The sequence below is a fragment of the Candidatus Paceibacterota bacterium genome (assembly GCA_035452965.1).
GTDB lineage: Bacteria > Verrucomicrobiota > Verrucomicrobiia > Limisphaerales > UBA8199 > UBA8199.
The window spans coordinates 65,886-84,427 of sequence record DAOTCE010000005.1; the positions used below are offsets into that span (position 1 = coordinate 65,886).

The window sequence follows — 18,542 nt, forward strand, 5'->3', positions numbered from 1 at the left end:
TCTTTCGCACCAGGTGCGAATTGACGGGGACGAAGTCCGCCCTTCGATGCCAGGGTGCCGAGCCTTGCCGGCCAGTGTCCTTACATGCCGCCACCTGCCTGCACGCATGAAATACTGCCCCCTTTTGACGAATAATCGTGATCTTCTTTGAGGGTCACCATGTCAGAAAAGCTGTTACATCGATTCTACTACGCACTGAAGCCCTTGCTGCCAAGGCGATTTCGCTACACGATTCGGCGAATTGATGCACGGAGAAAGCGCTCCCGCATTTCAAACTTCTGGCCAATCCTGCCCGGGAGCGAACTGATACCGACTAACTGGCCGGGCTGGCCGGAGGGCCGACAGTTCGCCTTCGTTTTGACCCACGACGTCGAAGGACAGAAAGGTCTGGATCGCTGCTGGCAATTGATGGACCTGGAGGCCAGACACGGTTTCCGGTCGTCGTTCAATTTTATTCCTGAGGGGGAGTACCGTGTGGACCGAGCGTTTCGCGAAGCGGTCGTGCGCCGCGGGTTTGAAGTGGGGGTCCACGATTTGCATCATGACGGGTCATTGTTCCGCGATTATGAGCATTTCACCGCGCAATCGGCCCGCATCAATGAGTATTTAAGAGAATGGGGCTCGGTCGGATTCCGCGCCGGATTCATGTTTCACAATCTCAAGTGGCAGCATCAGTTGAACATTCGCTACGACCTCTCGACCTTCGACGCGGATCCCTTCGAACCGCAACCCGACGGCATGGGCACCATCTTCCCCTTCTGGGTGGACCAAGAAAACGGGAAAGGCGGCTACGTGGAGTTGCCGTATACGCTGGCACAGGACTCGACCTTGTTTCTGTTCCTGCAGGAGAAAACCATTGCGCTCTGGAAGCGGAAACTCGACTGGGTGGCCGAACACGGGGGGATGGCGCTGGTGAATGTCCACCCTGACTACATCCAGTTTGATCATTCCGGCGGGTCGTCTTTTGAGTTTCCCTCAGTTTTCTACGAGGAGCTGCTCGAATACGTCCGGACCGAGTATGAGGGCAAATATTGGCACGTGCTCCCGCGCGAGGTGGCAGACTATTGTGCCCGGTTCAAACCAAGGCGCCCGACACGGCCAGCAAAATCCCCCGATATGATCTCAAAATCGAACCCACAGCATGTGGCTGTGTCGGCGAAAACCGCCCTGAACGGTACCCCGCGAGTCAAAATCTGGATTGATCTCGACAACACGCCGCATGTGCCCCTGTTCATCCCGATAATTCGTGAGCTAGAGCGTCGAGGCCACAAAGTGACGGTGACGGCCCGTGACGCGTTCCAAGTTCGTGAACTGGCGGAGCGGAAAGGTCTGTCTTGTCGGACAATAGGCCGTCATTACGGTAAGAATCGGATAATGAAGGTTCTGGGTCTGTTCTGGAGGTCCGCCCAGTTGGCGCCCCACTGTTTGCGGGAACGTCCGCAACTACTGCTCTCGCACGGATCGCGGTCGGAGGAATTGCTTGGCCGGGTGCTTGGAATACCCACCGTCCACATGGACGATTATGAGTGTTCAAGCATGGTGCCTTTTCTGCCACCGCGCTGGGTCATCGTCCCGGACGCCATCTCGGTGGAGGAGTCTGGTGGTGCGCCTGAACGCGTGCGTCAGTATCGCGGCATCAAGGAGGACGTGTATGCGCCGAATTTCAAGCCGGATGAAGCACTGTTGGACGAACTGGGCTTGCGGGGGGCCAAACTTGTAGTCACCGTGCGACCGCCCGCAACCGAAGCGCATTATCACAATCCGGAAAGCGAAGTCCTGCTCAACGAGTTCATGGCGCGAATTTGCAGGACGGAAAAGGCGCGGGTCGTACTCCTGCCCCGTAATCGGAGCCAGGAACAACACCTTCGCGCCGCGCATCCGGACTGGTTCGCAGAAGGCAAAACGGTTGTGCCGGGTCGCGCGGTTGACGGGATGAATCTGCTATGGTTTTCGGACTTGGTCGTCAGTGGCGGTGGTACCATGAATCGCGAGGCTGTGGCGTTGGGTATACCAGTTTACAGCATTTTCCGAGGCAAGACTGGCGCCGTGGATCGCAAGCTTGAGCAGGATGGCAGGCTGATCATGATTCGGAGCGCCGGGGAGGTCCGCACTCGGATTTCCTTGCAGCCGCGGGATAAGAGCCGAGGACCCGACAGCCGCCCAAGGCAGGCGTTAGAGGACATCGTGGCTCACATTGAGGACATCGTCCGGATCGAGGGCGCGGGCAATGACAGCAGGCAGAGATGATAACTGACCATCTGAATCCAGCAGGAATAAATGATCCGCATCACTCCTTCGGGTGTTTGGCTGGTACCGACATGAGGATTTGGTTCATAGCCCCGTGTTGTGGTAAATAGCCTCTTACGGTGCAAATGCCTTCCCCGGAGTGGTTGTTCGAGACTGAAGGTGCATGTTTGGCGTCCTTGCAGCGACCCCTAACTCGGAGTTCCGTTGTGACGAGCTAGAGCCCAGTTCTATGAGAATAGCCTATCTGAGTGTTGACGCTCCTGAGTGGCTGGCCTTTATTGACCAGAACCCTGGCACGTCCCCTTATCACACGCCTGCATGGAGCTCACTCATCGCGGAGTGCTACGGCTTTCGTCCGTTCGTGCTGGCGGCTGTTACGGATGGAAACACGGTGCGTGCTGGCGTGCCTGTCCTGGAAGTGGCCCATTGGGGGGGCAAAAAGCGATGGGTTTCATTGCCTTTTACCGACGCTTGTCCGGTTTTGCACCAGGATTCTCAGGCGGCCGGTCTACTGATTGAACACTTATCTGACTTGTGCCAGGGAGGTGAGTTGGCGAGCGCGGAGGTGCGTGGCCCATGCCCCGAACACAAACGGGTGCACGCTAGGGGGAGATTTGTCCACCATGCTTTGCCTCTTTGCAGCGATGCACAATTTGTTTTCAAAACGTTTAGCCCGAGTCGAGTAGGGCAGAAGATCCGGCAGGCGTCGAAGCGCGGTGTGACCGTCAGGTTTGGCAACACCTCGGCAGACTTGGAGATATTCTATCAACTGTTCGTTAAGACGCATCACCGTCTCGGTGTGCCCGTCCAGCCGAAGCTCCTGTTTCGGCTGTTGCAGACAAAGGTCATCGCAAAAGGGCTCGGCTACACGCTCCTGGCTTACAAGGACGCAACGCCGATTGCTGGTCTTGTTTTCCTCTGTTTCGGCAAGACAGTGGCGGCCAAGTATGCGGCCTCCGATCCGGAGTTTTGGACTTTAAGACCGAACAACCTCCTGTACTGGGAAGCGATCCAGTGGGGCTGCAATCAGGGATTCAGCGCTTTTGATATGGGGCGCACCGACGAGGACGACCAGAACCTGCGGGAGTTCAAGAATGGCTGGGGGACGGTGGAAGAACCTCTCTCCTATTCTGTTGTGAGCATCAGGCCTCCCAAAGAGTCCTCAGGTCGTTTGTATCGTTGCCTCCAACCGGTGCTTCGGGGGTCACCTCCTTGGGTTTGCCGAGCGTTGGGTCAGTATTTCTATAAATATGCGGCGTGAGTCTGAAGAGGATCCGCCTCGCGGGCCCACGCGCGGTCAACCGCGTGCTCTTTCTCAGAGCGTGCTCCTGACCTTGCTCCCTTGCGGTAATGCGAGTGCACTGATGCTCTCCCATGCCACGGGAGAGCAGTTTCAAGCTGTTGCCCGCCGTGAGCCACCCGGAATACGCGCGGGGTCTGCGGCGCTAGGTCCAGTTTGACTCCCTTGGTTCTATTAATCGCGCGCAAGATCGGACAACTAAAGCAACCAGCACAAGAATGGAAACCATCGAGATATTAGTTGTCGCAGGCGCCCGCCCCAATTTCATGAAGGTCGCCCCGCTTATGAAAGCAATGGAGGAGCACAATTTGCGCGACGGAAACGGCGGCAAGAGAATTGCCGCGCGACTGGTTCACACCGGGCAGCACTACGACGAAGCCATGTCTGAGGTGTTTTTCCGTGAACTGGGCATTCGCCCGCCGGACATCAATCTAGGCGTGGGTTCGGGCTCCCACGCCGCGCAGACTGGCAGGATCATGACCGGATTCGAGAAGGTGTGCGAGCAGGAGAAACCGGACTGGGTCGTGGTGGTCGGCGACGTGAACTCGACGATGGCCTGTACGTTGGTTTGCTCGAAAATGGGAATTCGCGTCGCTCATGTGGAGGCAGGCTTGCGAAGTTTCGATCGGAGCATGCCCGAGGAGATTAACCGCATAGTCACTGATTCACTGGCCGACCTGCTGCTGACACCTTCCCCTGATGCGGATGAAAACTTGAAGCGGGAGGGTATTCACGATTCCAAGATCGAACTGGTTGGGAACGTGATGATTGACACCCTGGTGGCCAACCTGGAGAAGGTCCGGGCCAACGGCCTACTTCCGCGGCTGGGGCTGAAACGAAAAGGCTTTGTTTATGCAACCCTGCATCGCCCCTCGAATGTGGACCACCAAGCTTCGCTGATGACGATCATGAACGAACTGAAACGCTTGGCCCGCCAGATGCCGGTGGTGCTTCCGATTCATCCACGGACGCGAAAGACGTGCGGGCAGTTCGGCATCGCGCTCGACGATCAGCCGAGTCTCAAGATTCTGGAACCCATCGGCTACCTCGACTCATTGTGTCTCACGGACAACTCGCGTCTGGTGCTCACCGACTCCGGGGGCTTGCAAGAGGAAAGCACCTATTTCCGGACTCCCTGCCTCACGCTTCGCCAGAATACCGAGCGACCGATCACCGTCACGCTGGGCAGCAACAAGCTCACGAGGCTGGAGCGCCTGTCGGCGGACATTGACGAGGTACTCCATCGCGAATCGAGGTTTGGCCAGATCCCCCCGCTGTGGGACGGCCGGGCGGCAAGCCGTATCGTGAGCGCCCTCGTGTCCAGGTCGTGAAGATTTTCCCCACAAGGGGAACCCGAGTCTCCTTACCCGAACCAACAAGCCAGAACAAGACAATGCTGAGGGCCATTTTTACGCTGGACTATGAGATTCATGGCAATGGGGAAGGGGACCCCGCAGCCCTGATGGTGGAACCCAGCGCGCGCCTGATGGATCAATTCGAGCGTTACGGGGCCAAACTCACCATCATGGCTGATGTGGCGGAGATTCTGAAATTCAGAGAATACAAACAGAACACCGGCCGCGACGCTTACTACTATGGAGCCATAGCCAACCAACTGCGCAATGCCGTCCGGCGAGGCCACGACGTGCAACTCCACCTCCACGCCTCCTACTGTAACGCGCGGAATGCAGAGGGTCGTTGGGTGCAGGATTGGTCGGAGTATAATTTTGCGGGCCTGCCGTTCGAACGGATGAACGAACTGATTCGCACGGGGAAACGATACCTGGAGGATTTGTTGCGACCAGTTTCGGCCGCCTACAAATGCCATGCATTTCGTGCGGCCAACTGGGCGGTCAGCCCTTCCCGAAATGTGGTTCGCGCGCTGCTCCAAAACGACATTCAGATCGAGACCTCGGTTTTCAAATATGGCCGCCGCGAGGGCATTGTCAGCTTCGATTACGCGAACGCACACAGCGACCTGGTCCCGTGGCCGGTGGATGAGAATGACGTTTGCCGCAAAGACGAGGCCGGGCAACTGGTCGAGTTTCCCATCTATTGTGAGAGCCGTTGGATTGGCGCCTTCCTGACCCGCAACCGGATTTACCGCGCCCTGCAATCCCGCGCCCACCGAGTTGCCGATGCTTCCGGTGGATACAGCGTGCCCTCTAAGGGAAATTCAAGAGCTGCGAGAGTGGTGCGAAGCCTTTCATGGTTGACCCGGAATCATGCCTGGAAGGCTGATTTCAACCAGTGCACAGGCCGGCAGTTGGTCGGTGCGCTGAAACGGGCCGAGGCCAGATATGCCTGGCTCTCCAGCGACCTGCCGTTTGTATTGATCGGTCATTCAAAACTCTTCACCGCCGACAATGAGCGAAGTCTGCGCCCGTTCCTGGAATTCGTGGCTGGAGAGAAGTCCCGCTTCGGATTCGGGACGTTCGGAGATTTTAAACCCGTCGTTCTGAGTCCGGCGCGGCAGGTGGCGCTCGCGAGTTGACCGGCAAAGGTGCTGCCCCTCCATGAAATACGTGATCAAGTACGTGATCATTTCTCCAGTTCGCAACGAGGCGAAGTATCTGCCGCTGACACTGAATTCGCTGGTGCAGCAAACCATTCGTCCGTACCGGTGGGTCATCGTGAACGACGGCAGTTCGGATGATACCGGCAACATTGCAGATAAAGCCGCGAAGCAGCATGATTGGATTCGCGTTGTGCATCGCGCCAACCGTGGCTTTCGCCAGGCGGGTGGCGGAGTGATTGATGCTTTCTACAGCGGCTATCAATTGCTGGAAAGTGAACCGTGGGATTACCTCGTGAAACTCGATGGCGATACTTCCTTCGAACCGGATTATTTCGAGGAATGCTTTGCGCGTTTTGACGCTGAGCCGCGGTTGGGCATCGGCGGCGGGTTAATCTGCAACCGGCGCAATGGCGTGGTCGAGGCGGAATCCAAGATTGACCCCCGGTTTCACGTGCGGGGCGCGACCAAGATTTACCGTGCGGAATGCTGGCGGGCCATTGGCGGTTTGATTCACGCCCCGGGCTGGGACACGTTGGATGAGGTGAAGGCCAACATGCTGGGCTGGGTGACCAGGACCTTGGAAGGCATCAACGTGATTCATCATCGTCCCGCCGGCGCGGCCTACGGTCAATGGAACGACATGGTGAAGAACGGCCTGGCCAATTATATCGCGGGTTACCACCCGCTGTTCATGTTTTCGAAGTGCATCCGGCGTCTGGTGGAGCAGCCATATCTGATCGGGAGCACGGCGCTGTGGTTTGGGTTCATGAAGGGATATGTGAAACGGATTCCGCAAGTGGATGACAGAGCTCTGATCCGGTATTTCCGTCAACAACAGATCAAACGCTTGCTGGGGCGGAAGAGCCTCTGGGGTTAGTAAGGGGGCGGCCGGCGGCGGTGCCATAATTGACGGGCCGCTTTGAGGCAAACGGCTCAGGAGATTGAAGTTAGCCCCGTTCACTTCACAGTGGTTTGGCTGCTTGTTGCAGTTGACTAAGCCAAACGAACTCATGGCATCTTACACATCCCAGAGCCTCAGTTTAGCGGGCTTCCTGCGTGAAGTGCGGAGTTTGTACGAAACGCAGAACCGCCAGGCATCCGCCCAGGTAAAACATGCCTTGGATCACCTGCGCAATGTCGAGCGGTTGCTGGAAGGAAATTTCGGTTTTCAGCTCCACGACCGGGACGTGCTGGATATTGGGACCGGCCAGTTTCCGTTGCAGATGTATTACTTCGGCCGGCACAACCGGGTTACAGGCATTGATTTTGATGTGATTGCCAACGGCGTCAACCCATTGCAGTACCTGCGGATGTTCAGGTTCAATGGACTGCGACGCACCACAAAATCCATTGCCCGCAAACTGCTGGGAATTGACCGCAAGTATCGTTCTGAACTCATGGCCCAACTGGGCGTCTGCTCGTTGCCCAAGGTCCGCGTCCAGCGGATGGACGCCTGCAACCTGACCTTCGCAGACGCATCCTTCGATTGCATCCACTGTCTTTCGGTGTTTCACCATCTCTCGGATCCCGCCGCCGCCATCCAAGGGATTAAACGGGTTCTGCGGCCGGGCGGAACGGTTTACATCTCCTTTCACCTCTACACGAGCGAGACCGGGTCGCTCGACCCGCGAGTGTTTACGGAACGCGCCAAGGAAGTCGGCCTTTGGCTGCACCTGCGACCGGAGTGTGCGCACCTGATCCACACCAGTGCCTACCTCAACAAACTGCGTTTGGAGCAGTGGCGGAGATTATTCGACACCTGGATGCCTGGAGCAGTGCTGACCTTGACCCCTGCCAATCGAGCCGGCGCTGAATCCGACGCGCGCGCGCTTCAGGCAGCGGGGGAACTTAGCGAGTATGCACTGGAGGAATTGCTGACGCACAGAATTTACGTGTTGTGGCGGAAGCCGGGAGCAGAGAAAGAAGCTCAGAAAAGGCCTGCAACTCCAAAGGCGGAGTGATTGACTGTCGACGCTGCCCAAAGGTTGTTGAGGAGCAGGTAAGCCCTATGAACTCAGACTGCTTGGGGTCTGCTTGATATTCGAACCGTGTCAGACAGGCTACTACCGACAGCATGACCGTTCTTGGCTTTGCAGCAACGGTTATTTGTGCGTACTACGTGCTCACCCTGCCGAGGGCTTGGGCGCCGTTGGCGATATTGATTGCGGCGACCTACACGACGCCAGGGCAGGTGCTGGATATCGGCGGGTTGGACTTCACCGTCATCCGCATCGTGGCGATGGTGGGGCTGATCCGCCTGATGGTGAAAGGGGAGCGCATAACCGGCGGATGGCAGACCATGGATCGCTTAATGGTGGCCTGGGGGGGGTGGCTGGTGTGCAGCGGCCTTTTCCACAAGGACCCTGCCAGCAGCCTGATCTTTCGTGCCGGCAATGTTTTTGATGACGTGATCATCTACTTCCTGTTCCGGGTCTTCATGCGAAACCTCGACGAGTTTCTGCAGGTCTGCAAAGCAGTGATCCTTCTTCTGGCGCCGCTGGCCATATTGATGTTGTGGGAGAAACTGAAAGGATACAACTGTTTCTCCGTCCTGGGGATTCCCTTGGAAGTGGACGTGCGCAATGGCACAATCCGCGCGCACGGCCCTTTTGGCCACGCCATCCTCGCCGGCACGGTGGGCGCCGTTTGCCTGCCCCTGGCGGGCGTCTTCTGGGGGCGCGACCGGAAGCTGGCGCTGGTGGGCGTGGCGGCGGCGGGGGCGATGGTTTACGCGAGCGCTTCCAGCGGGCCCATCATGACCACGTTGACGGTTCTCTTCGGTCTCGCCTTGTGGCAGATGCGGGACCAGATGCGGGCGGTGCGCTGGGGGGCGGTGGGACTTGTCTTTGCCCTGAGCCTTGTGATGCAAGCGCCCGTGTACTATTTGTTGGCCCACATTGACCTTACCGGCAGCAGCACCGGCTGGCACCGGGCCTACTTGATCGAACAGTCCATCAATCATTTAGGAGAATGGTGGTTTGCCGGCACGGATTACACGCGCCATTGGATGCCGACCGGCGTCGCCTGGAACGCGAACCATACGGACATCACGAACCACTACCTTCACATGGGCGTGCTGGGCGGCTTGCCGCTGATGCTGCTGTTCATGGCGGTGCTGGCAGCCGGTTTTGCCGCTGTCGGCAAGGCGCTGCGGCAGAACAGGGACGCGCCGTTCGAGCGCCGGTTCTTGATCTGGACGCTGGGCGCCATCCTGTTCGCTCATGCGACAACCTTTATCTCCATATGTTACTTTGATCAGACTGTTGTGTATCTCTACTTCCTGCTGGCCGCCATTGGTTCGCTTCACGTGGTGGAACCGGTCAGAGCCCAAGCGCCCGCCAGCGTGCGCGTCCTCGACGCTTGCGAACCGCCTCCAGCCGATGAGCAATCTTTCTGTTATCATCGTTAGCTGGAATGCCTACCACCACCTGCGGAATTGCCTGGCCTCGATCCGTGAGACCGGGGGTTCGCTGGTGCGGGAAGTCATCGTAGTGGATAACGCCTCCACCGACGGCTCGCCGGATATGGTGGCGGAACGGTTTCCGGAAGCGACCCTAATCCGTTTGGGCGAGAATCTGGGTTTCGCGCGCGCCAACAATCTCGGGCTTAAGCACGCCTCCGGTGAACTGCTGGCACTGGTCAACTCGGACGTCGTTGTTCACGAGGATTGTCTTCAGCGGCTGGCTGCCTTCCTGAAGGGTCGTAAGGATGTGGGACTGGTGGGGCCGAAGATTTTGGGACAGGATGGCCGCTTGCAGCGCACGTGCCGGCGTCTGCCAACGCTTTGGAACACCACCTGCCGTGCGCTTGCGCTGGACAACGTGCTCTTTCGGTGGCCGCTTTTTTCCGGCCGGGAAATGCGCCATTGGAATCATGAAAACCAGGCCGAAGTGGAAGTGCTCAGCGGCTGTTTCTGGATGGCCCGGCGTGAGGCTGTCCATGCAGTAGGAAACCTAGACGAGAGGTTCTTCTTCTATGCGGAGGATGTCGACTGGTGCAAGAGGTTTTGGGATGGCGGATGGAAGCTCGTTTTTGTTCCTGAAGCCACAGCCACGCACGCGGGAGGCGGCAGTTCCTCAAACGCGCCTCTCCGGTACAGCATCGAACTGCTCCGGGCGAACCTGGCCTATTGGAGGAAGCACCACGGCTTCGTGGGCCAATGCGCATACCGCCTGCTCGCTATCGCCCACCACGGCCTTCGATTGGTGCCCCGCATCTTCGCGGAGGCGGGGGGATCAACTGCGCGGCAAGGCAATGGCAAGTTGAGGGAGCACGCGGTCTGCATGCGCTGGCTCTTGACCGGGAGAGGCGTTTGAAGTAAGTGCCAAGGATAAGGCTCAGCCCAGCGCTTCCTAGGAAATCTCCAGCAACCGGCTGACGGAAGAATGTGTAGCTTTGCTACATGTCACCGAAACAGTACATCGAAATTCGGATGGAAGCGATAGCCAACATCGTGTCTAGCCTAGTTCAGCGGCTGTCCAGATTCTGGAATCTGGTTTGCCCGTCATATTCGATCTCGAGAACCTGCGGGAGAGTGGCCATGCCAGAGAGGCCATTTGCGGCAATGAAGGAATCGACGGAGAAATGCAAGGCCCAGTTGTCAGCCAGTTTGCGCTCTGTTGGCATGAGCGGTGCTCCCGTCCCCTCTGAGATGAGCCATTATTTTGGTAAAAGCCGAGGACTTCAATCGAACAGCCCAATGAGGAACCTTATTTCTGTTTTGGTTTTGTTCCTGGGTTTCACAGCTTTCGGAGCGACCTATTGCGTCGGCCCGTCCCCCACCGGCAGCGGCAGCGGTGCGGACTGGAACAACTTGAAGGCCTGGAGCAGCACACCCGTACGGGGCGACACTTGGTATCTGGTGGGCGGGACTTACGCTGCGAAGACACTTGGCACGGCGGCAAGCGGGTCAACGCTCATTACGATCAAGAAGGCGACGGCATCAAACTATACTGACGTTAGCGCGACGGGCTGGAGCAGCTCCTACGCGACTCCCGCCAGCATCGGCGGGTTGACCATAGGCTCAAGCTACTGGCTGATTGATGGGGTGACGGGCGACGGTGCGCGTGTTGTTCCGGCAGATACCAACACAAGCCACTATGGATTTTATATCCCTGGAAGCCACCCAGTCCAATTAACGGGGTCCGCCAGTTTTATCACCATCGCGCACTGCCGGTTTTTTACCAGCCCCGCTTGCACCACTGGCATCTACCAAGTTGATGTTAATCAGGCGACCAAGAATGATCTAACTATCCAGTATTGTCTGTTCGACGGTTTCAGCGAGATAATTCGCAACGGGGTAAACACCTGGAACAACACTGTTCTTGAATACAGTATCATCCTGCGCAGCTTTGGGGACAGCGGTTGTCATGGCAATGTCATCAACGCCATGTGGGCGCCGCTCGTCAATATGACGATCCGCTACAATGTTTTTAAGGATATGGTTGGCAATGGTATTTCTGGAGTGATCTCGGGCAATGGCTCAGGCCTTGGCCCGATTTTATGTTACGGCAACGTGTTCGACAATATTCCGCATTGCACCTATGTGATCGGGGCGAACGGTGGCTATTCCATAAACAACTCCACCTTCTATAACAACACGGTTATCCATTGCGATAACGACGATGCAGGCTTCGCCATTTGCGGGAGAACATCCGGCAGCGGCAATGTCGGCGGGAACAACCTTTTATACGACTGCATTTCTGTTCTGTATAATTCGGCGTGGTCTGGTGATTACGATGCCTTTTTTTCATGTTCGCGTTCTTCAGGGACGCACAAGTACACGGCAACGGGTGACCCCTTCGTCAATCGCGCTGGAATGGACTACCGGCTGAAGGCGAATACCCCGGCGGGCACCAGTTTAGCCAGCCCGTATAATGTTGATGCTCTTGGGAATGCTCGCACGACTTGGACGCGGGGGGCGTTCGAGTACGGCAGCGCCAGCACCAATGCAGTCATTTCGGTATCCCCCAGCGCTCGGAACTTCGGTTCTCTGGCACTTGGGACGAGTAGCAACCTGACATTCACAATTCAAAATGTCGGGGGGGGGGCGCTGTCCGGAACTGCGACTGTCTCTGCTCCGTTCTCGATTCTCTCCGGAGGAACCTACAGTCTTGGGGCCAATCAGAGTCAGACCGTAACCGTGCGTTATGCACCCTCGGTGGCTGGCGCCTACAGCGCCAACGTGACTTTCACTGGCGGTGGCGGTGCTGTGGCGTTGGTTAGCGGCGTAGCCTATGCTGTATTGCCAGGCACATCGTTTGCGGCAGACGCCGGAGTGGTCAGTTCACCGTTTGTGAGCAGCGGCGGAGTCATTTCGCAATCTGTAGATTCGGGCGTGTCGGATGGCGGGCGGGCTCTTTACGCCTTTAGCCTTACGAATGCTGGAAACTATCTAGTTCAAGCAGTCGTGAACGCCCCGAGTGATGCGGCGAATTCGTTTTACGTTAACATTGATGCGGAGCCCACCGACCCCTACATGAGTTGGCACATTCCCGTGACCAGCGGATTCCAGACCTCCTATGTATCCTGGCAGGGGGACGGAACCTGGGACGCGCCACAGTTTATAAACAAGGTCTTCAGCCTGACGGTGGGAACCCATCAGCTCATCATTCGGGGTCGCGAGAAGAATACCCAATTGCAGCGCATTTCGATTGTCAAAGATGTGGGGCCGATGCCTCCATCAAATTTGCGTCTTGTGACGTCTCAATAGTCAGCGTTTGGGCATTCTATGGTGTGTTGGCGCGGCCCTGTTCGCCCGTTGCTTTCCATTCACTTCTGTTAGTTGCTTGGATCAGACCGACCTTGGGCTTGGTTTCCTCCTCGGCGTCGTGCTTGGGCTATGCGCGGCGGCGGTTGGCATCCGCAACGAGGAGACGAAGGAATTCTGTTCAGAACGAGGATAGGGGCGGTACCCTCGTGATCTGCAATCAGACTTCGCTCTGAGTGCCACGTATGCGGTTAAGCAAACGACACAATTCGCCTTACGAATTCCGCATCATGCCTGAAGCGACCGGGACCACCCCCCCAGAAGAGGAAAGCTCGAAGTGTTCAATCATTTCGGCGGTAAGCGACGAAGAGGTCCTCAATAGTTGCCTGTTGAGTTCTCCTGATGTTCGCCGGGCAGCAGATGTGATTCTGCAGACCGGGTATCCCAGCGCTGCGCTGGCCTACAACGCCGCGCTCGAAAAGGCGAAAACGAACATTGTGATGTTTGTGCATCAAGATGTCTACTTGCCGGAAGGCTGGCTTCGGACCGCTCAGAACGCGGTGGGAATTCTCTCAAAGATCGACCCGGACTGGGGTGTTCTGGGATGCTGGGGCGTCAGGCCTTCAGGCGAGCGCGCCGGCTTCGTCTATGACGGTGGGTGGAGGCGGATTCTCGGAGGCCCATTCGAGGGTGGCCAGGAAGTGGAGTCGCTCGATGAGGTCGTGTTGATCCTGCGCAAATCCTCCGGCCTTCGCTTTGATCAACAACTCAGGGGGTTTCACATGTACGGCACCGATATTTGTCTGGAGGCCCGGCGGCGGGGGATGAAATGCTACGCTATATCCGCTTTCTGTGTTCACAACACGAACGGTTACAACCTGCTGCCGTACCAGTTCTGGCGGAATTGCTGGTGGATTCGCAACAAGTGGAAGGCCAAATTACCGGTACCTACGCCTTGCATCGATATCACCTACTTCGGTTGGCCGATGATTAAGTGGAACGTCATTCGATCTCTGAATATACTTCTGAAGCGGCATAAGCCCGCCAGGCGGGCGGCTGACCCTAGAGCGCTCTACGAGGACATGGTCAGAGGAGGCATTGTTGAAAGAGCAACCTCTACCTAGCGCTCATCCGGTAGTATTTGTGTCTCCCGACGCATCTCGAACCGGAGCGCCCTTGGCTCTGCTGCGGTTGCTAGAGTGGTTAAAGCGGCAGACGGACCTTCGGTTCCAGGTCTTGCTATATCAAGATGGTCCGCTTGCACCTAAATTTGCCGCAGTATCGCCGACGGTGACGCTCACGGAAGTGGAATTTGGGCAGGGCGCCTCACAGTCTGCTGCCGTACCAATTTCAGCGGATGATTGATCCATGACTGCGTGAATTGGCCTTCTCAAGACAATTCATGTGTTGCGAAGGGCTTCCCACGCCTCGCCGGCATTGATCCGCAACTCCAGGGCGTTTGGTTGAGCGCGTGAGGCTGCCACGTCGACCGCACTCGCCCGTCACGCAGCACCGAACTGCTCTTGCGTCCGGGCTGCCGACTGCCGCGGGCCTATGGGCGCATAGACTGTCTAGCATCTACTTTCGTTCCGATGGTTGCATTTTGCATTTTGAATTGAAAATAGAGAGAATAGAGAGTATTCCATGGAATCTCAATTAAGAAGTGGTGCACGAACTGGGAGGGGGAGCACGCGGCGACTTAGGTTGCTCCAGCTTGTCCACGGCTACCCGCCTGCGATAGGAGGGGTTGAGGTGTCAACGCGAGATCTCTGTGAGCGGCTCTTCGCTGACTATAATGTCGATGTAACAGTATTCACCACGAATGCGTTCACCGTGGCAAACTTCAATGACGGGTCTCTCCCAACGGTACCGATCAAGGTTGACGAAGAGCAAAACGGGGTCAAGATTCGACGGTTCCCGGTTGTGACGGGTTGGTCTGCGCTGCTGAAACAGATGCAACGCATTGCGTGGCACCTGAGAATCCCCGGCAATGACCGACTTCGCACTTGGTATGGCGGCCCGATCGCGCCCCAGATGCTGCACGCGGTGAGGAGCTTCGATGCCGATGTTCTTTGCGCTGCGTCATTCCCGCTTAACCACATGACGTACCCTTTTCGCTGCAAGGGGTTGCGCCCCCCTGTGGTCTTGGTCGGCGCCGTGCACACAAATAATGCCTGGGGTTACAACCGACCTCACCTTATCAAGCTAATCGGGCGTTCTTACGCGACCGTCGCCCACACGGACCACGAGCGAGAGTGGTTGATCGAGCGGGGAGCGCCGCCAGAGAGAATGCTTGTGATCGGGCACGGTATCGAATCTGGCGATTTTACCGCAAAGCCGGGAGTGTTCCGTGCCACGCATGAAATTCCGCGTGATGCGTTTGTCGTCGCCTATCTTGGCCAGCAGGGTGGGCACAAGGGGATTGACACGATGATCCGCGTGTTGCCTAGCTTCCTTGAACGCCGGTGCGATGCATGGTTGATCGTCGCTGGCGCTCGCACCCCGTACTCGGTGGAGCTCCGACGACTCGCCGAAACGCTACCCCGACACGCCCGCTCACGCCTGGTGTTTGCAGACGATTTGACCAAGCTGGAGCGGGCGCAGATCCTTGCTGATTGCGACGTGTTCGCTTCGCCATCCGCCCAGGAGTCCTTCGGCATCACCACCCTCGAAGCTTGGTCTCACGCGAAACCGGTTATTGTCGGTGACGGCCCTGCCCAACGGTTGGTTGTGGAAGACGGCGTGTCGGGAATCCTCGTCCCACACGGGAACGAGGACCGCCTTCTCAACGCGCTTGCTAAGCTGGCGGGGGACGCCTCGCTTCGCGCCCGACTCGGAGAAGCGGGACGACGTCGGCTTCAAGAACGATATGACCACTCGTCGGTGGTGTCGCAATATTATGCGCTTTTCCTTCAGGCAGCAACGACACAAGGTAGTTTGCCTTGCCACCGCGCGGACGGGACTGTTTCCCGGAGGTGTGTATGTGGCTGAAGGCATGCAATGTGGCATGGTCAATGTTGGGAAGGTTACAAACAGTCGTCCAGTGTCACCCGTCGGATGAACGTCGAGGGCTCGAGGAATGCTACTTGTTTCAGAAGTGGGGTGAAGAGCATCGGACTGATACGCTGCCGCGGCCCCTTCTGAGCTCGAGCAGAAACGCAAGTCGACAGACTTAGTGCCTATGCCGCGTGTTTCGGTGATAATGCCGGTCTTCAACGCAGAAGCATATCTGGTTAAGGCAATAGACAGTGTACTGCGTCAGACCTTTGGGGATTTCGAACTACTTCTTCTGGAGGATGGTTCGGTGGACCGATCGGCGGAGATAGCCAGACATGCTGCGGAGCAGGACTCTCGTGTGGTACTCATGAATGGTGACCATCGCGGTGTCGTTCACCAGCGAAATACAGGTGTTAGGCTGGCCCAGGGCGAGTTGATTGCCATGATGGATTCGGACGACATTTCCCTGCCAAATCGCTTTTGCAGCCAGCTAAGTTACCTCGACAGCCATCCCGAGTGTTGCGCCGTCGGCACACAGGTTAAGCGCATCGATGAAGACGGCTTGGCCATTGATGAATGGCATTTGCCGGAGCAGCATGAAGAAATTGACGAATATCACATGGCTGGCCGGGGTGGCGCGATCGTCAATCCAAGCGTGATGATGCGCAAGAGCGCGGTGGTTGAAGCCGGGGGATATCGGACAGGCTACGACTCCGCAGAAGATTACGATCTTCTGTTGCGTCTTGGGGAGGTTGGTCGTTTGGCGAATCTTCCCCAAGTCCTCTTGTGCTACCGTCTTCATGCCAAGAGTCTAACTTTTGCCCGCGCAGTGTATCAACGGCAGATGACACGCAAAGCGCTGGAAGAGGCGTGGACGCGGCGCAGAAGGCCAGGTCCGCTCCCGGCTCCCATCCTTGAGCTCAGAGCGCCATCCGAGGATGAACTGATGTGGTCATGGGCGCTCTCTGCATTTGCAGCTCGCAACTTTGAGACCACACGAAACCAGGCGCGGAAGCTTTTGCGGAAGCATCCCGGTGAACTGCGGCGATGGGCCTTGCTTGGTGCTGCCTGCCTTGGCCCGGTGGCGCACTACCTCAAGCGCGTTCTCCCGTACCGAATTGGCCCCTATCGAGCGCAGGGCGGGATGGTCTAATGTCGAATCCTTGTAACACACAGGCCGCAGTTCCTTTGATCGAGCATCCACCGCAGGTGGACCCAACGGCACACGAAGGGAAGAAGAGTTATGGCCAGATACTGAAGTCCTCGGCGTTGATTGGCGGTTCGTCGGTGGTGGGCATCGGCATCGGGATTATTCGGACAAAGGCGATGGCTTTGTTCCTGGGGCCGGCCGGGGTCGGACTTATGGGGTTATACAGCTCGATTCTCGACCTGACGAATAGCCTTGCCGGCATGGGTATCAACAGCAGCGGGGTGCGGCAGATTGCGGAGGCCGTCGGTTCCGGCGAGACCGGGCGGATCGCGCGAACCGTGGCCGTGCTGCGGCGAACAGCGATTGTGCTTGGTGTGCTGGGAGCGCTTTTGCTCATTGTGTCTTCCAGAGAGGTTTCCAGGCTGACTTTTGGAAGCGATCAACACACCGCCGCGGTAGCCGTGCTTGCACTGGCGGTGTTCTTTGGCGCCATAGCCGGCGGCCAAGGGGCGCTCATCCAAGGAATGCGACGCATTTCGGACCTTGCCAAGATGGGAGTGCTGGGCAACCTTTTCGGCGTCATGATCAGCGTTCCGCTGGTCTATTTCTTTCGCGAAGACGGCATCGTGCCATCGCTCGTGGCGATTGCAGCTATGGGGATTCTGACTTCGTGGTGGTACAGCCGAAAGGTGCAAATTCAGGCGCAGCGAGTTACGTTGCATGAGGTGAAACAGGAGGCGAGCGCCCTGTTGAAACTCGGCTTCGTATTCATGGCCAGTGGCGTTTTGACCATGGGTGCCGCTTACGCGATTAGACTCATCGTTCTTCGAAAAGTGGGTTTTGAGGCCGCTGGCTTGTATCAATCTGCCTGGGCCCTCGGCGGAATGTATGTGGCGTTCATCACACAGTCCATGGTAGCCGATTTCTATCCCCGGTTGACGGCGGTTGCCAGAGATAACGCAGAATGCAATCGGTTGGTGAACGAACAAGCAGAAATCAGCCAGTTGTTGGCAGGGCCCGGGGTGATCGCCACTATGACCTTTGCGCCGCTGGTCATCGCAATGTTCTATAGCTCCAGGTTTGCCGCGGCAGTGGAACCCCTAAGGTGGATCTGTTTTGGGATGGCCCTGCGTGTCATCGCCTGGCCCATGGGATTCATCATTTTGGCAAAGGGCTTGCAGACTATCTTCTTCTGGGTCGAAGTTGGTGCCACCGTTATTCACGTTGGACTAGCCTTCATGTTCGTTGGCTATTATGGGTTGCCCGGCGCCACGATAGCATTTTTCGGGCTCTATGTTTGCTATGGGATATTTGTCTACGTGATCGTGCGCCGACTCAGCGGCTTCCGATGGTGCGCGGCCAACCGGCGGATCGGGTTGTTATTTGTTCCTGTGATTACAGTAGTATTCTGCAGTTTCTACTGGCTTCCTTTTTGGGTTGCGACCACCGTTGGATCGGTGGCTACGTTGGCGAGTGCCGTGTATTCGATTCGACTACTCGTGCGCCTGATGCCTATGAATCGAATCCCGCGTCCCATACGGCAGTTGCTCGTGTGGTTGCGGATCGCGCCTTCGGGCATCATTTGAGGACGCTGCGCTGATTCTGATACGGTGGAATAGCC

13 protein-coding genes are annotated in these 18,542 nt (G+C 57.3%); all 13 read left to right on the plus strand.

Annotation, left to right across the window (positions count from 1 at the left end; translation table 11 throughout):
• Positions 1-159 precede the first annotated feature (159 nt).
• Positions 160-2,247 carry a DUF354 domain-containing protein gene (locus P5205_06650; protein ID HSA10035.1) on the plus strand — a complete coding sequence of 696 codons (2,088 nt, stop codon included), beginning with the start codon at positions 160-162 and terminating at the stop codon, positions 2,245-2,247.
• 229 nt (positions 2,248-2,476) lie between these two features.
• A complete protein-coding gene (locus tag P5205_06655) occupies positions 2,477-3,508 on the plus strand; it encodes a GNAT family N-acetyltransferase (GenBank protein HSA10036.1) in 1,032 nt (343 codons plus the stop codon).
• A gap of 257 nt (positions 3,509-3,765) precedes the next feature.
• Positions 3,766-4,878 (plus strand): UDP-N-acetylglucosamine 2-epimerase (non-hydrolyzing), encoded by a 1,113-nt coding sequence (gene wecB / locus P5205_06660; protein ID HSA10037.1) that lies wholly within the window; start codon positions 3,766-3,768, stop codon positions 4,876-4,878.
• Positions 4,879-4,940: 62 nt separating this feature from the next.
• Entirely contained in the window at positions 4,941-6,041 is a 1,101-nt protein-coding gene (locus tag P5205_06665) for a hypothetical protein (protein HSA10038.1), read from the plus strand.
• Between the two features lie 22 nt (positions 6,042-6,063).
• Positions 6,064-6,942: a glycosyltransferase family A protein gene (locus P5205_06670; protein ID HSA10039.1), complete on the plus strand. Its 879-nt coding sequence runs from the start codon at positions 6,064-6,066 to the stop codon at positions 6,940-6,942.
• 133 nt (positions 6,943-7,075) lie between these two features.
• Positions 7,076-8,026: a class I SAM-dependent methyltransferase gene (locus P5205_06675; GenBank protein ID HSA10040.1), complete on the plus strand. Its 951-nt coding sequence runs from the start codon at positions 7,076-7,078 to the stop codon at positions 8,024-8,026.
• 113 nt (positions 8,027-8,139) lie between these two features.
• Positions 8,140-9,474, plus strand: coding sequence for a hypothetical protein (locus P5205_06680; protein ID HSA10041.1), 1,335 nt, complete (start codon positions 8,140-8,142; stop codon positions 9,472-9,474).
• Positions 9,446-10,381 (plus strand): glycosyltransferase family 2 protein, encoded by a 936-nt coding sequence (locus tag P5205_06685; protein ID HSA10042.1) that lies wholly within the window; start codon positions 9,446-9,448, stop codon positions 10,379-10,381. Before P5205_06680 ends, P5205_06685 begins: the two co-directional genes overlap by 29 nt.
• Before the next feature lie 248 nt (positions 10,382-10,629).
• Positions 10,630-12,777 carry a hypothetical protein gene (locus tag P5205_06690; GenBank protein HSA10043.1) on the plus strand — a complete coding sequence of 716 codons (2,148 nt, stop codon included), beginning with the start codon at positions 10,630-10,632 and terminating at the stop codon, positions 12,775-12,777.
• Between the two features lie 287 nt (positions 12,778-13,064).
• Positions 13,065-13,898 carry a hypothetical protein gene (locus P5205_06695; protein ID HSA10044.1) on the plus strand — a complete coding sequence of 278 codons (834 nt, stop codon included), beginning with the start codon at positions 13,065-13,067 and terminating at the stop codon, positions 13,896-13,898.
• Positions 13,899-14,418: 520 nt separating this feature from the next.
• The gene (locus tag P5205_06700; protein ID HSA10045.1) at positions 14,419-15,765 is read left to right on the plus strand and encodes a glycosyltransferase family 4 protein; all 1,347 of its coding nucleotides are present in this window, start codon (positions 14,419-14,421) and stop codon (positions 15,763-15,765) included.
• A gap of 190 nt (positions 15,766-15,955) precedes the next feature.
• Positions 15,956-16,924 carry a glycosyltransferase gene (locus P5205_06705; protein HSA10046.1) on the plus strand — a complete coding sequence of 323 codons (969 nt, stop codon included), beginning with the start codon at positions 15,956-15,958 and terminating at the stop codon, positions 16,922-16,924.
• Between the two features lie 35 nt (positions 16,925-16,959).
• Positions 16,960-18,507 (plus strand): O-antigen translocase, encoded by a 1,548-nt coding sequence (locus P5205_06710; GenBank protein HSA10047.1) that lies wholly within the window; start codon positions 16,960-16,962, stop codon positions 18,505-18,507.
• Positions 18,508-18,542: the final 35 nt, after the last annotated feature.